This window comes from Paenibacillus sp. LjRoot153 (assembly GCF_964253085.1).
GTDB lineage: Bacteria > Bacillota > Bacilli > Paenibacillales > NBRC-103111 > Paenibacillus_E.
In genome coordinates this window covers 3,147,109-3,163,276 of record NZ_CAXUQH020000001.1, presented here as the reverse complement: position 1 = coordinate 3,163,276, position 16,168 = coordinate 3,147,109, and the positions used below count along the sequence as shown (strand labels likewise).

Sequence of the window (16,168 nt, the reverse complement as noted above, 5' to 3'; positions counted from 1 at the left end):
CACTTTCGACGAAACTTGGGGGAATTTAGTATGTATGAAGGTAAAATTATTAAATTCTATCGAGAGAAATCCCAATTAACACAAGAGCAGCTGGGGCGCGGTATTTGCTCTGACACACATATCAGTAAAATAGAGCGCGGTTCCACCGAATATTCACCTGAAATCATTACATTTCTATCCAAACGCCTTCAAATCGATATTTCACTAGAAGCCATTCGGCTTAAAAATATAAGAACACGTCTTCATCATTGGCATGACGTTATTATTGAGCAGCTATTTGAGGAAATGGCTGTGTCGTATGAAGAACTAGAACAGGAACCGCTTATCCAACTCTCAGACTACCAACCACTTTACAACTTGCTAAAGGCCCGCTACTATCTGATGCACAACCAAGCTGATAAAGCCTATAAGGTTATTAAGCTCTACCAAAAGGACGTTCAGCAACTGCCCCCTTATGAAAGTAATTTATTCAAGCATGTCATGGGGATGTACTATTTGGCGAAACAGGAGTACTTAAAAGCCATAGATACGTTAACGGCCATCGTGCATGAGGATTACAATAATCCCGAGTATTATTATCATTTAGCCTCAGCCTATCATGCCATTCAGTCGCCTGTAATGGCTTACTTCTACGCTGAGAAGTCACTCACTTTTTTCAAAGGCATCAATAGCTTCTTAAGAATCATCGATGCCGAGATGCTGATGCTGATTCAAGTGAAAGATGAGAAGAGCCGTGACTTCAAAGAAAACATAAGACGTTTCGAGAAGCTGATTCAAAGCTGTGACATCTGTCAAGCGCCTGCTCGTAAAGCAAGAGTACTTCATAATTTGGCATATGAATACCTGAGAAGAGAAAACTTTGAACTTGCAAGTAAGTACTATCAGCAATCCATGCAATTAAAAGAAAAGAAAACAGGCGCATACCTGCTTTCTTTGGAGGGATATATTCGAAGTTGTATTCATGGGAACCTATTGCCCCATAATGAATTAGTGCAAATCACCAAGGATGGACTGGCCCTAGCCAAAAAGCTGAAGGAAATCTTCTATATGCATCTTCTGAATCTCCTACTTCTCCTTACACAACAAAAGGAACACGAATACCATACCTATTTAAATGATGTTGCCTTGCCCAAGTTTCGGGAGTCTGGGAATACGTATCTGATCCAAAGCTCGGAGAAAGAATTGTTTACCTACTACTTAAAGACGAATCAATCTGATAAAGCTTTGGAGATTGCGAGCGATGTGATGATGTATAAAATGAAATGACGCCTGTAAGCTAGTTGATGGGCTCAAAACCTAATTCATTCAAGTAATACAACAAATCCTTTTTCCCGTCTTTCTCATTCGGTTTACTCTTACCTTTCGCATCAGGATCCATCTTCAGGAAGTTCTTCTCAATGAACCGAACTTCTTTCTCGTCCACGATGCCATCTTGATTTAAGTCCTCTTTCTTGGATGATTTTCCATAAGCGTTGGCGACTTTCTTAAGATCTTCAATGTCGATCATGCCATCACCATTCACATCTCCAGCGTAGCTGATCGGTTGTAATTGGGCGAGCATTGGATTTGTCCCGATCAGCTCGCCTTCATCCGTTTTACTCAACTGCACCGTAAATTTACTTTTCAAATGCCCTGGGACCTCTACAATGACCTCATAAGCTTGTTTCGTGACAGGGAGATTATCAATGTAAAATACGCCGCTTGGATCGACAGATCCCTGATACGTTTTGCCATCCACCGATTTCGCAAACACTTTAGAGCCAATTCCACTTAAATCCTTCGTCCAATCCAAGTAACCATTCTCATCTAGGAAAGCCTCAACCCAAGTTACCGATGAAATTGTTGAGTGTTTCGGAATAATATCAAATCCATGGATTTGATTAAACACCGGTGCAATTGTTTGTACAGTTTCTCCATCTTTCATGTAGAAAAACTCTTCGATATTTTGTTCGATATTCATACTATCTTTTATGATCCCAAACCACTTATCATCCACTAATTTAAACGTGACATCAAGGAAGGCACTGTCTCCATCAAACCCATGGAAATTGTTGCCCGAAATGGTTGCTCCAACTTTCACCATCTGTTTTGTTTCGTACACATCGTGGTCCGTTACAACAGCCTTATCCAGTTTTACCTTCATACCTTTGTTGTCAGCCATTTTTTGAAAAGCAGGATTTACCTTTACATCTACAAATTTAAAGTGCTTATAGAAATCCACTGTATAATTACCTGAGATTAGTTTTTGAACATTATTTAAGTTTAAGGTCATCGTAATCTCGTCACCTAGATAAACTTTTTTCTTGTTATACTGTGGTACGACATATGCTGAGCCTGCTTTAATAAATCCGTAGTGACGGAAATCTCTAACAAGTCGAGCGTTTGTAGCCATATCAATTGGGAATACATTCATCGTTAATGGATGATCTTGAATATCCTCAGGCGTCACCCCGAACTTCACATTCCCGTTCGCCTGAATAGGGAATTCTCCGTCAGGAAAAACGTTTTGATTTTCATAATAGTACAAATGATTAGCGGATTGCGTGATATTAGACGATGCTAGGGCGTCAATCGCCGAGTCATGTACGTTGGCATGCACCCAAAGCGCACGATGGCTTTTACCATCTATCTCTTCAACTGTATACATATCATCACTAACTTCATAAACCCCTGGCGCATAATCAAGGAATTTGAGTTCAGGCAATGTATTATCAACAACAAATGCTTGTTCTTTTGTAAATGTGTGACCATCCGCTTCCGTGGCAATCATCTTGATTGTGTACGCACCTTCAGGTAAGTTGACAGCGTCAGGACTACTGGTTGGATGAGAAGGATCTCCTATTAATGGATACACCCATCCGCCAACGGGGTAGATATATATATCTTGGTCTAACGGCGCATCAACTGCATTAACCGTACCACCATTAGCACTTCCCAACACTTTTCCGTTTTTATCCGAAATGAGCACATCGATGGTTTGAATAGCACTATTTAATTTAAAGAACAATATTTTTATTGGGTCTTCTTGGAAAGGATGCATGATCTCAGGAAAATCCGTCATAATGGCCTGATTACTTAATTGTATATATTCAATTCCTGGCTCAACGACACGAACAGCGAAAGGAATTCGATATTTCTCTACTGATTGTGTTGAGTTTGCACTAACTATGTTCATATATCCTTCATATCTGCCTAATGCCGCATGAAACGGCACCTGAATGCTAGCAGTAAGATCAACCAGCTGACCAGCTGTCACATTCACCGTGTCTGGCACAGTTACCGTAACACCATTTGCTGCAGCGTTGGGTACACCAGGCTTAGCCGGCAGATACTCAACTGAGAACGTAAATTGTTTATTCTCAACGCTCCTGTTTTGAATGCGCAGACGACTGCTCTCTATTACATCTTTATTCGCAACTTTCGCGTGGTTTCCAAAAAATATGGAGCCCGTTGGATCTTCAATTTCGACTAATTCGCCCTCATTGTTTACGTTTAGCGTCTTATCTATTACTTTAATTGATGTAGTTGCATATACGGCTTCAACAACATCAACTAATCCAGCACCCACTTCATATACGGAATAGGTTCCATTCAGCGCATCTGCGGTATTCATCAATGCAGCCTTCACATCAAACGGCGTAAAGTTAGGATTTTGTTGCAAAATGAGTGCGGCAATACCTACCATATGCGGCGTAGCCATGGAGGTTCCAGATATACGAGCATAGGCAGACGAATAATCGATCCCATCTTCTGGACTATTGATATACTCTGGGTAGCTGGAGTAAACAGCAACACCTGGTCCAATTACGTCCGGTTTAATGTCGTAATTCGTATTGACCGGTCCTCTTCCACTAAAATCAGCTAATTGATTGCCATCAGTTGCCGTACTGCTAACATGACCAAACGTAATTGTAGGCAGTGTATCCAACCCTAATAAGGACTCCCCTTCGGCTTTGGTTAACCGGAAAGATGGGATAAATTTAGGACCTTGACCCGTATAATGCGGAATTTCTCCATCAACATTGTTGAAAATGAGAACCGCTTTCGCTCCGGCCGCTCTCGCATTCACGACTTTCTCGTCCAAGCCATTTTCGCCTCGTTGAATGAGAGCAACCTTTCCCGTAAAGTCTTTGCCTTCAAAGTCATAACTCGTACCTAATCCCGCGAATTCGATCGGGAATGTCTGTCCTGTTAAATCTTCAAGGTTATCCGTAAAGTTTTTGGCTAGCAGCTTCATTTCCGGAAGTTGTGTAGCAACGGTCGTATAGACAGTCGCAGTTACGGTTGGAATGGACATGGAGAAATTGCTTGCTCCAACTGTAATCCCAAGCGCAGCTACGCCAGGTACGGTTACCGTTCTCTCATTAGGCCCAGAATTTCCAGCAGCAACAAGGCAAACTACGCCAGAGAGCGTTGCGTTATTAATAGCAGTGGATTCAGGTGCTAACGGGTCATTGTAGGTAGCTCCCAAGGATAAATTAATGACTTGCATCCCATCTTTAACAGATTTATCTATGGCTGCAAGAATGCCGCTCTCAGCTCCACTTCCATATGGACCTAATACACGATAAGCATAAAGATCAACTTCAGGCGCTACGCCTAAAGCAGGGGAAGCAACGTTATTGCTACCTTGGCCCGCTATGGTACCCGATACATGGGTTCCATGTGAAGTGAAGTAAGTGGCTCCTTCAGGTTTTCCAGCATCTTCCCAATCCTTGTATGTCGTTTCCATTGGATCAGCATCATTATCAATGAAGTCCCAACCCTTAACCGTTGTTGGATCGACTGACTTCGGATCAACATTCGGTTGAGCCTTATACCCTTTATACACATCCTTTAAGTCAGGATGGTTATAGTCAACCCCAGTATCAAGGACGCCAACTTTGATCCCTGTCCCTTTAATACCTTTGCCGTGAAGATCGTCAATTCCATCTAAAGGTATACGATTCTCATCGGTTTGTTGATCGATCAGCGCTTCAATTTGAGCAGATGATAAGGCTGCTTCCCTAGGATCAAGCTTAACGATGTTATCTTTCCATATTCGATTTACGACGCCTGATTGCAGTAACGATTCAATTTCAGAACCTGGCAGGGTCATCGCTACACCGTTAAAAGCATGGTGATATTCTCTTGTAATTTGAAATTTACTTTCACTAATCACTAACGGATTAATTCCAGGTATAGATGGCGACTTGCCTTGCTTTTTCTGCACAAATTTATTAAATACGTCATGATCTTCCGCTGCATTAGCTTGCGCGGCTGAAGGTGAGATATGAATCCCCTCCGCCGCTTGCTTAATCACTTCTACCTTAGCAGGTCCCTGCTTAAATTCAATGATGACGTTCGTCATCGCAGCACTCTTCAGGTTTATTTCTGGAGAAATGACAGGACGTCCAACTTGAATTTCGGTTAGCGCTTTCTTTTGCTCAATGGATAGATTTTTTAATAGACTCTCCGTATGTGGAGTAGAACTATTAGCAAATGCTTGATAGGGAAGAAATGATGATACGACTAATAAACCAGCTAAAACTTTTACCGTCATTTGGTTCCATTTACTTATACGCATAATTTCTCTCCTCACTGTTTAAAACTCTCGATTATTAATAGGAATAATTCTAATAGAGTCATTCTACATGCCCATCAAAAAGTCGTAAATGGGGGGAATTCGGGCTGTTTTTCCGCATATTAAGCTTGAATTTGGTAGGCAATCCTTGCGCAATTACCATAAAACACAAAAAAATGCGCCCCTAAATGCTAGAGGCGCAAGCGTTTGATTTATTTTAGAATGGAACATTTTTCCTATTTATGTTGTCAGAAACTTTATGCTTTTTCCATCAACTATTGAAGCTCATTGACTTCGGACTCCTTACTACCAAAAATTACCTCTGAACGCTTCCTGTTGGCCGAATCCATGGCATAATAAAAAGCGGTGCGAGACTAGATCTCGCACCACCATTTCCAACTATGCCTATTCCACGTTGTGATACACTTGCTGTACATCTTCTAAATCTTCCAGCGCATCAATCATTTTATCAAACTGGACTTGTGCATCCTCTGATAAAGAGACGTTATTCTGCGCAATCATCGTCAATTCAGCAACTGCGAAATCCGTGATGCCAGCCTTCTTGAGCGCCTCTTGAACGGCGTGGAACTCCTCAGGCTCCGCATACACCATGACCATGTCTTCTTCTTCAAGAAGATCACGAACATTTACGTCCGCTTCCATCAGAATCTCCATAACCTCGTCGATGCTTTTATCTTCAATACCAATAGCCGCTGTCGCATCGAACATGTAAGCAACTGAACCCGTTACCCCCATGTTACCGCCATTTTTACTAAATGCGGCACGCACGCTTGACGCGGTACGGTTTACGTTATTCGTTAGCGTGTCCACAATAACCATGGAACCATTCGGTCCAAAGCCTTCATAACGAAGCTCTTCATAGATTTCATCGGAGCTGCCTTTGGCTTTATTGATAGCACGATCAATGATCGCTTTCGGTACGTTATACGTTTTGGCACGTTCAAGAACGACTTTCAACGCACGGTTCGATTCCGGGTCTGGCTCACCTTTACGAGCTGCTACATAAATTTCAAGGCCGAACTTCGCGTACACGCGACTTGTACTTGCATCATTTGAAGCTTTCTTCTCTTTTATGTTATTCCACTTACGTCCCACTATGGATCCCACTTTCTATTATGATTTCATTCCCTATCATAACCTATTTTCACGTTAAATTAAAATGTTTCCATAGGCCCTGATGATCTAGTCATAATAGATAATAACAAAATTTGAACGGTGTAGGGAAGATTTTTAATGATTTTTATTTGAAGTGACCCTTCGGCTTTTTACCGCTCCATCTTTCGTCTACCTTCTCGTTTACCGATTGATACCTCGCATCAACGCTGATTCGATACTGATTTGTTGTATTTTCAAGTGAACAATGCAGCAGGAACATGCCGAATATGAGTACATCCCCTGCTTTAAATTCTGTCGTCGCCCACTTACCTCCGAACTTCTCCGTGATGATGAGCGGATCATCCGTGTAATGTCCGACCCCATCCCGATCCGAATCTTTCGAACCGTAGGATTGCTTCAATTTCTCAAATCGATGTGAACCCAGACAAATAGCCAGACCGCCCATCTCATAGGATACGTCCCCAAGTGGCGACCACACCGTATACACGTTCTGCGTGCCTCTGCCCATATACACAATATCGTAGTGCGCCCCAGTGAAATCCCCTTTGCCAACTGCGCGAAGCCATTTGTAGTGATAGGTTAGTGAAGGATCACCTAGGAATTCATCGAAAAACCGCATGATGTGCTCGCCATTTAACACGTTCAGCAGAGCAGGCAAGTCGTCATTGGTCCCCCCCATGAAAATGGTTTTGCTGCCATCTGCCATGACACCATCTTCGAGCTGGGTGTCCCGATTGAGCTTACCCATTTGGGACATTTTCTCCAAAATACTCGTGCGAGCGTCCAGCACCTTGTCCCGATTATGAAATCCTCGAATGAGTAAGTATCCGTCTTCTGCCATCCGCTCACGTAAGGCTCCAATATCATGGAAAATATCATTCGAGCTTCTAAGTTCCGTTAAATGCTCTCCATTCAGCTCTAATTCGCGATTTCCTACTTTGACCATCATGTGTACATCCACTCCTCTTTAACCGTGTGATAGGTGTCCTATGATTTAACTGTAAGGGAAACGCGCGAAATCAGCCATGGATTGCTGTATGTAATACATGTATAATTGTACATAATTATAATCAATTTTATGAAAAAACCGTTTTTTACATGTATGATGGAACAATTCCAGGTGGTGTATAATTTGTGTCCTTTATGAACATCCCGTATGGCTTACCTGATCATTCAGAAGTCCCTTCCTGTCAATTGGGCTCCATTTGGAAAGTACAGGCGAATGATACCTATCACGTTACCAAGAACAATGGCTTCGATGTCCCCGGCGTATTTATTACCTATGAAGGCAAAGGAATGCTAACACAAGATAATGCCTCATACGAACTGCACGCTGGCACTTATTTTATTGTTCAGGAGGGTGTTACTACTTCGTATCGATGTCACAATAATGATTGGAAGTTTTATTTTATTGATTTCAATTCTCTTGCGATGCCCCGATTTCTTCAGCTACCCCTATGTGTAGTCGTTTCATCTGGTAAAATCGGTGAGGCCTTACAAAAATGCGAACGTCTCATTGAAACGCTGATCGAACAACCGTTAGGCTGCCCATATGCCACTAACATTTTGCTGCAGGAAATCTTACTCCTCTTCTCCAAAGAACAATCTGTTGCGACAATGCCTCAGCACAAAAAGCTGAACAAGATCATCCTATATATCCACAAACATCTAGACCAAGCCATTCGTGTTGAAGAACTTGTTCAACTGAGCGGGTTAGCACGAACGACCTTTTACACACGATTTCGCGACATAACAGGACTATCTCCAAGTGATTATATGCTGAAGCTTAAGTTAGAGTCGGCCAAAGTGTCACTTGAAACGACAACCTTATCGGTAAAAGAAATTGCAGCTAACTTGCAGTTTTATGATGAGTTTCATTTTTCCAAATTGTTTAAGCGGAAGTACGGCCTGTCCCCAAGCTCATTACGTCGTTCCTACAAGACAAATACCCTAATCTAGACAAAACTGACTTGTCTGACTAGGGCATCCATGCAACTTACCTTATCTTGATCGTAATCGGGCAATCCTGATTCCATAAATAAGTTTCTGTCTTCTCAGGAGTTCTACATTGTATCATTACCCCATCGCCACATCGTGAAATGACTAGATCGAAGCAAGAATCAAATGCTCTTATGGATCGAAGCGCCATACTTTCCCACCCCATTGGTAATCGCGGACAACATGTAAAAGAGTCAAGACCCGTGGGGATAATTCCGAATAAACCCTCAAGGATTACTCGAGCGTATAGCGCACTCTCTGCAGAAAGATGTCTTTGATTACCTTCAGGAAAAGCCTCGACGGCGTAAGGCACATGATCGCCAAGCAATCTGTTACGGGAATATTCGAGGAGTCGCGAAATCCCTAGCTCAGTTTCACCTGCATAGAGAATACCTCGCAGTGCATACAAGGTTGATCGATCCCAGTACGTGGCTTCTCCCGCCTGCGTGACGAGTCCGCCGTTTACCCACAATCGGGATGACAACAATGCTGCGATGGTCTGTTCCTTACGATCCAAGATATTCATTGTCAACGGCACGCAGATCCAAGAACGCAGAATGTCATTTCCTTCGTAGTATCGATAAGTCTCATACCCCTCGATGGTTGCACCAAAATGGGATTCAATTGCTTGCCGAAGGGTAACGGCTTCTTCCTCTAAACGATAAGCGGTATCCCCTTTTGCCAATTCTCGTGCTAGCTGTGCCGCGGAAAGCAAGGCCCCATATGCGAGCGAAGATGTGAAAAGATTGGCGTCACCGCTAGGAAACCGATTCTCAAGTTCGTCCGAGTCCGATGCGATAACGCCATCTTTGGTTCGTTTCCGCCAGCAAAATGCCAAACACCATTCGATAGCAGGCCACAGCTGCTCGGCTATGCTCCGGCTGCCGCTCGCCAGCGCGAAACGCGCAGCACCATAGGCATACATCGCAGCATCGCCGCGATCTCCAGCCCCTTCCCAGATATCCACACCTTCTGCGATGATAGAGGATGGGATGGGATGGAAGTCAGGTCCCATGAACGGCATGTAAAGTCGATAGGCATTCAAGGAAGCCTCCATCGCATCTTTCTCTCCTAAAAAAGGAAAAAACGGCCCCGCATATTCCGCTTGATCATTGGTCCAAACCGCAGCGTAATAAGATCCGCCTCCTGGGCAATGCATCAAACCACTCTTGGTGCGAAAAACGCTCTCCGCCGCGCGGATTTTGGCCATATTAAACATGCGATTTAAGTGGGGCTCTGGCGTTTCAAGCTGCAAGGACGATCCGATGTCCTGCAAAAATTCCCGCCGCTTCTTCTCCTCGATTTCAATATCCACTATTTCTTTGGTCGCATATAACGTTGATGCGCAAATCCACCCCATGTAAACCAACGATTCACCTGCCTCGAGGATCACGGATGCCGGTGCATCATGTCCCGCTTCCACTATATAGATCCCCTTCGTACCTCTGCGATATGTTGTTGATGCAATCTCCTCTATCTCAAGCCGCAGCGAACCCTCGGTCATATTCTGAACCTCTACGCGTTCTAACACATGCGGGTTATCCCGCGCAGGAAATACAGTTCTGCGTACCAGAACCCCTTGATCGGATACAGAAACCAATTGCAGCATCCCGTCGAACGTAATTCTAACCAATTTTTCTTGAACAGGTTGACCCTCTACACGCATAGTCGGTAATAGCTCATGTCCGAACACCTCGATTAAACTCGCGTGCGTATCATTCGGAATCGTTCGCAAACCAGGCCAAACTACTTTGCGTTTTAAAATAACGCCCCCCTCTACATCTATGCCGTAAGTTACGATCAGGGAAACCTCTTTCCCACTCATTTCTACATGATCCTGGTGGGCAAGGTCTCCGAGATGAATGTCCCAGACTATTTCTGCTCTTTCGCCTAAGTGCCAACGCATCCTTCCGCCCCCTACTCGTTTTATATAACCTTACTTCGATAGGATTGCTTCTATGACAACTTGTGGGACTATCTGCCGGATAGCTGGAGTAGTCCTTGCAATAATTTCTTCAACTACCCCTTCCTCCTCCGGAACTCCGTTGGCGAAACACCGTGAAACTTTGTGAATTGTTTGGTAAAATGATGGACCGACGAATACCCGAAATCCTCCGCAATGGCCGTTATGGAGCGGTTGCTTTCCCACAGAGCTGTTTCCACTTGCCTCATAATGGCCTTGGTCCAATACGCTTTGGGCGAGATCCCTGTAGCTTGCTTGAATAGCTCATGAAATTGGGTTTTACGAAGCCCACATTGGCTCATCCATTCGTCATAACCTCGACTAGCATTCGCTTCCCTGTCCATTCGCTCGATGATCGGGATGATTCGGTAATCGATGAAGTATGGCGTTGAAACCATTTGTACAAGCGCTAAAAGGAAAGCTTTGACGAGATTACTTACGATCAATTCGGAGTAGTGGTCACTTTTCCTCGACTGAGTTACAGCATGTATGAATAGTTGACCAAGTGAAGCATCATGCTGGATCGGCGTCACGACGGGAAGCATGGCCAGCTCTGGACACGGGACAATACGCGTCAGCAAATCACGATTGAAGTCAGACTCGTCCCAAACGAGATGTTGACTACTTCTCAATTTGACATTCCAGAGATCACAATACAGATTGTAGGTGGCTAACGGATACTCTGGATGGGCGTAAAAGGAATGACTAACCTCGGGTGGAAAATAGATCAGATCCCCCTTCTTCACAGGATATGTTTTCCCTTCTGCGGAAACCGTCCCTTTGCCTCCAGCAACGAAATGAAAGGCATAGCAATACCCGATCCTGCCCACCTCAGCTTGGTTTCGTTCGACTGGAAATTGATAATAATGGCCTACTCTTACATAGGGATTAACGGCAGTTAAGGAAGTCATAGTAACCCTCGCAATCAATAGTAAAATGACGAATTGAATGATCGGAAGAATTGATCAATCGTCGAACACTGAGGCAAATACAACGACCACTTGAAATGTTATTATTTTCTATATTACAACAGATGTTGGAGGGTGAGTAGGTTGATTAAGCAAAATGCAAGCGGAAGTTTAACTACCGAACAATCGCAGTTTTACGAGGAACAGGGCTATCTCATCATCCCCCAGTTATTGTCAAAAGAAGATTTAGCCTCCGCTCGTGAAGCGATGACTCAGAAGGTGTCGATGATTGCGGATGAACTGTTCGCAGATGGACTTATCACGGATAAGCTTGAAGATCGGCCATTTCCAAATCGCTTAGCTGAGCTATTTCAGGATTTATCCGCCGAAAACTTTCTGAAATACGGCCGAAGCTGGCGTGACCGCATCCCTGGCTACTTCACCTTGATGAGCAACCCGAAAATTTTGGATGCGGTAGAATCATTAATTGGCGGAGAGCTATTCGCGAATCCGGTATACAACGTGCGCCCGAAGGTCCCGAAAGTAGCTGCTGGCGCAGTTCCTTGGCATCAAGATAAATCGTATTGGCCGGATGCCAATGCGAATCCCGTTATTACCGTCTGGATCCCGCTTGTCGATGCGAATGAAGTGAATGGATGCCTTCATATTAAGCCCCAGACACATCGCAAACGCGTGCTCAAGTGGCATCGTGAAACCCACACAGGAACAGGCTATACAGCGCTCAAAGAAAGTCAACTTGGCAAAACGGAAACCGTTGCCCTGCCTGTCCCCGCAGGAAGCGCGATTCTGTTCAACGATCGCTGCCTCCATATGTCAACGCCGAACATGTCCAATGAGGTTCGATGGAGTGTTGATCTGCGCTATCAGCCTACAGATCAAGATCCTATGCTGCAGCACGGAGCAGGCTTTTTAGCCAGAAGCTACAAATATCCATCACGTGTGGCTACGCTGGAGGATTGGCTGGCCGGTAGACCCGAGCACGTGGAATAAGTGATAGATGCGGTTGGGTAATGGTGGTGGAAAGGCGCAATCGCTAAACAACTTGTATTAACTGGAAAATATACAGCTATTTATGAGAAATCCCCTCGAAAACTCGATTTAAATGGAAAACATGTAGGTAATTCTGCCTCTTTTGTTCAGATCAGGTTAAATGGTTAAAATTAACTGTAGGTTATCCATCTATTCTGAGTTTTCTCGGAATATCGAAAGATTTAACTGTATAAAATCCATCTATTTACCTGGAGCCTAGAGATGGCCAAATAACATGAAGTTTCCAGTAATCGAATACTTATACTTTGATATAAAAGGCAGTCCTGAAAGTAGATGAATCTACTGATGAGCGCCTTTATCCGCTGATCTACGCGGTTCCCACGCTAGCGCAGCAAAAAGTCCTTCGGATTCATGTCCGAAGGACTTGCATCATTCACAAGGGTTTACACACCGCTCTTGCGAATCCAAACTGTCATCTCGCCTACACCTCGATTGCCCCAGAGATAATACGGCACCGCCTTCAGCTTCACACGTTCTGAAACCTTCTGCTGTGTGAATGGACGGTACGGCGTATCCTCCGACCAAGAAGCGGACTCATTGGCATAGCCTTCCGCCGCAATCACGACGGCACCACCTAACAAGTCATCTTCGTAATTCACTTGCAGCTTCTGCATCGCATCAACCGATACCATCGCTAGAGGCGTACCATTATCTACTTCTTCCAGACAATAAACGAGTGGACCACGTTCAATCGCAACTTTACCAGCATTTGCTCGGATCTCGGGATGAGCGATAGTCAACTGGGCATCGACCGGAAGCTCCCACTCCACGATGTCCCCTTGCAGCCATTGCCTCTCAACCGAGGCATAGCCATTCACTGCGTCATACGTCGTCAGAACGCCGTTAATTTTCATGACAGCTCTACCTTGGCTCCAGGATGGGATGCGCAGCGCAAGCGTAAACGTATCTTGCGGAGCCAGCGATAGCTCTATTCTGACATAACCTTCCCATGGAAGCTTAGACTGCTGGGTAAATGCAACTTCGCCAACGGCAAGCTCAAAGCGAGCCTCGCTGCCGATAAATAGATGTGTGTAGACCGTATTTTGCGCTGGGGAAGATGTGTAGATATAGCTGTTCAATGAACTAAGCAGGCGTGCCACATTCGGAGGGCAGCACGAGCAGCCAAACCACTTCTGCCGTTCAGCTTTGACATGATGGCGACCTGGATTCAACTCTGATGCTTTCGGCCAAACTTCTAGCGGATTCACATAGAAATAATGCTTGCCATCCTGTGACATACTGCCAATGACATTGTTGAACAACGCCCGCTCCATGACGTCCGCATAGTCACTCTTTGCTTCGAGCTGCAGCATACGCTGGGCAAAGAATATGAGGCCGATTGAGGCACACGTTTCAGCGTAAACCGTGTCGTTGGGCATATCATAATCGAAAGTGAATGCTTCACCGTGATGCGTTGAGCCTATGCCCCCTGTGATGTACATCTGCTTCTTGGTTGTGTTATCCCATAATCGGCGGCATGCCTCGAGTAAATCTTGATCTCCCGTCAATCTGGCTAGATCTGCCATGGCTGTATACATATAAACAGCACGAACCGAATGACCGATGGCGACTTCCTGCTCGCGCACGGGCTTATGTGCCTGATTGTACGCCAACTGTTCTGCTGTCGGAATCGGTTGCTTCTTTTTCGTCCAATGGCTGTAGCCTTCTCTTTCTTTACATTCTTCAATTAGAAAATTTGGCTCTGTACCGCGCTCATCAATGAAAAATTGAGCCAGCTTCACATACCGTTCTTCCCCCGTTGCCTGAGCAAGCTTAACGAGTGCAAGCTCGATTTCTTGATGCCCGTCATAGCCTCGTAGTTGACCAGGCTCACGGCCGAAAATCGTTTCAATATAGTCAGCGAATTTGCACATGACATCTAGCAGTTTTCTTTTTCCCGTCGCATCATAATAAGCAACAGCCGCCTCCATCATGTGACCAGCACAATATAATTCATGCGCTTCATACAAATTCGTCCATGCCTGACCTGGCTCTTTGATCGTAAAATACGTATTCAGGTAACCGCTCTCATGCTGAGCTTTGGCAATCAAATCAATGACTTCATCCGCCGTTTGTTCCAACTTAGGATCTGGCGTATTCGCCAGCGAATAGCCAACCGCTTCGAGCCACTTGGCAAGGTCGCTATCCTGAAACACGAACCCGCCAAACTCTCCTTCTTCGAGCCCTGCTGCAATACGGAAATTGCGAATGGCATAACTAGGCTCTGCATCAGCAATCGCATCATTCAAGGCATCCCATTGATACGGAATAACCGTACCTCGTACAAGTTCCATAAACGGATTCCAGAATGAATCTTGTATGCGTACCTTGTTGTAGGCTGCCTGTGTACTCGTGGAATTCACCATATGTAGAATCTCCTCTTGTTTTCCAATTTTATATAACATTTGATTATCAACTACTAACAGTTTATCCTTATAAATAAAGAGAAACTACGAATAATTCAAACCTATTTTATATAAAATTTAACACTGCATAAGAGAGGGAAAACGATGAGTGAACTTGGCCATATTTGGATGGAACTACCACCCCTGCCCTATTACCTCATGATTGGCTTGTCCACCTACCGTCCAGGTGAAATGCACCCGAGCCGACGTAATTTAGGCATTTTCGATCTTCTCTGGGTGACCAAAGGGACCTTATATATCGGTGAAGATGATAAAGAGTGGGAGGTTACGGAGGGACAAACCTTATTATTGCTGCCAGATCGCTACCATTATCCCGTCAAAGGCTGTGACACAGAGACTGTTTTCTATTGGATTCATTTCGACTTTCATGGCGTCTGGCAGCAAACGTCTGATCAGGATCTAGGGACTATTTACCCTCAAATTCGTAAGTCTTGGGAGAATCCGTATCGGATTCGCATCCCGCAATATGGCTCTCCGCCAGAGTTCGCGCTTGCCGAGCGACATCTCCGCAAACTGTTGACGGATTCAGATTATCATCGTTCAGAGTCATATTGGAGTGAGCAACAACTTTTCATGGAACTGCTTCGTCTTCTTGATGCTGGACATACCCGCAACGATGCGTCACCCGCCCTGAAGCTCGCCGACAAAATCGAAACTTATTTGCGCCAACATTATCAATCCGATGTAACGAATACCTCACTCGCCGAAGAATTTCATTTTCATCCGAATTATATCGTCAGATGTATGAAAGAAATCTATGACTGCACGCCAATGGCCTATCTGCACGACTACCGAATTGAGCAAGCGAAACTGCTGCTCATTAAAACAGAGTGGTCCATTGCGCGAATCGCTGAGCATATTGGTTTTCTAAACGCCCCTTACTTCTCCAATTGCTTCAAGGCAGCTACAGGCATCTCACCCCTGCGGTTCCGGAAGCAATACTCAGCATGAGTATTGCTTCTTGGAGTAGTCTCTCACGATTAGTAAGCCTGCCTGATGAGAGTATTACTATCGAAGTCCTCCAACGAGAAATAAGCACACTTAGCTTGTCTATTCCTGCTACTGCAGGGGTATTTCAACGGATAAGACCTCCGTATGTGCT

10 protein-coding genes are annotated in these 16,168 nt (G+C 44.6%); 4 read left to right on the top strand and 6 right to left on the bottom strand.

Going from position 1 to position 16,168, the window contains the following annotated elements; genetic code table 11:
- The first annotated feature begins 30 nt into the window (after positions 1-30).
- Positions 31-1,266, top strand: a complete 1,236-nt coding sequence (locus tag ACSQ8P_RS13210; RefSeq protein ID WP_436235608.1) for a helix-turn-helix domain-containing protein — start codon at positions 31-33, stop codon at positions 1,264-1,266.
- A 10-nt stretch (positions 1,267-1,276) separates the two neighbouring features.
- Here ACSQ8P_RS13210 and ACSQ8P_RS13205 read toward each other — a convergent pair whose 3' ends face one another.
- The 3 genes from ACSQ8P_RS13205 to ACSQ8P_RS13195 all read right to left on the bottom strand — a co-directional run bounded on the left by ACSQ8P_RS13205 (position 1,277) and on the right by ACSQ8P_RS13195 (position 7,649).
- Entirely contained in the window at positions 1,277-5,566 is a 4,290-nt protein-coding gene (locus tag ACSQ8P_RS13205; RefSeq protein WP_436235607.1) for a S8 family serine peptidase, read from the bottom strand.
- A 402-nt stretch (positions 5,567-5,968) separates the two neighbouring features.
- Positions 5,969-6,679 carry a YebC/PmpR family DNA-binding transcriptional regulator gene (locus ACSQ8P_RS13200; protein WP_436235606.1) on the bottom strand — a complete coding sequence of 237 codons (711 nt, stop codon included), beginning with the start codon at positions 6,677-6,679 and terminating at the stop codon, positions 5,969-5,971.
- 145 nt (positions 6,680-6,824) lie between these two features.
- Entirely contained in the window at positions 6,825-7,649 is an 825-nt protein-coding gene (locus ACSQ8P_RS13195) for a phytanoyl-CoA dioxygenase family protein (protein ID WP_436235605.1), read from the bottom strand.
- A gap of 194 nt (positions 7,650-7,843) precedes the next feature.
- On the opposite strand from ACSQ8P_RS13195, the gene ACSQ8P_RS13190 reads away from it, so the two are divergent.
- Positions 7,844-8,659 (top strand): AraC family transcriptional regulator, encoded by an 816-nt coding sequence (locus ACSQ8P_RS13190; RefSeq protein ID WP_436239517.1) that lies wholly within the window; start codon positions 7,844-7,846, stop codon positions 8,657-8,659.
- A gap of 37 nt (positions 8,660-8,696) precedes the next feature.
- On the opposite strand, the gene ACSQ8P_RS13185 is transcribed toward ACSQ8P_RS13190, so the two are convergent.
- Together ACSQ8P_RS13185 and ACSQ8P_RS13180 are read right to left on the bottom strand one after the other, a co-directional pair.
- Entirely contained in the window at positions 8,697-10,604 is a 1,908-nt protein-coding gene (locus tag ACSQ8P_RS13185) for a hypothetical protein (protein ID WP_436235604.1), read from the bottom strand.
- A 113-nt stretch (positions 10,605-10,717) separates the two neighbouring features.
- Complete coding sequence (locus ACSQ8P_RS13180) at positions 10,718-11,572, bottom strand: AraC family transcriptional regulator (RefSeq protein WP_436235603.1); 855 nt, start codon at positions 11,570-11,572, stop codon at positions 10,718-10,720.
- Between the two features lie 141 nt (positions 11,573-11,713).
- Here ACSQ8P_RS13180 and ACSQ8P_RS13175 point away from each other — a divergent pair, with 141 nt between their 5' ends.
- The gene (locus ACSQ8P_RS13175; protein ID WP_436235602.1) at positions 11,714-12,580 is read left to right on the top strand and encodes a phytanoyl-CoA dioxygenase family protein; all 867 of its coding nucleotides are present in this window, start codon (positions 11,714-11,716) and stop codon (positions 12,578-12,580) included.
- A 443-nt stretch (positions 12,581-13,023) separates the two neighbouring features.
- Here the strand turns inward: ACSQ8P_RS13175 and ACSQ8P_RS13170 are convergent, their stop codons facing one another.
- Positions 13,024-15,006, bottom strand: coding sequence for a glycoside hydrolase family 127 protein (locus ACSQ8P_RS13170; RefSeq protein ID WP_436235601.1), 1,983 nt, complete (start codon positions 15,004-15,006; stop codon positions 13,024-13,026).
- A 168-nt stretch (positions 15,007-15,174) separates the two neighbouring features.
- On the opposite strand from ACSQ8P_RS13170, the gene ACSQ8P_RS13165 reads away from it, so the two are divergent.
- Complete coding sequence (locus ACSQ8P_RS13165; RefSeq protein WP_436235600.1) at positions 15,175-16,017, top strand: AraC family transcriptional regulator; 843 nt, start codon at positions 15,175-15,177, stop codon at positions 16,015-16,017.
- The last annotated feature ends 151 nt before the right edge of the window (positions 16,018-16,168 follow it).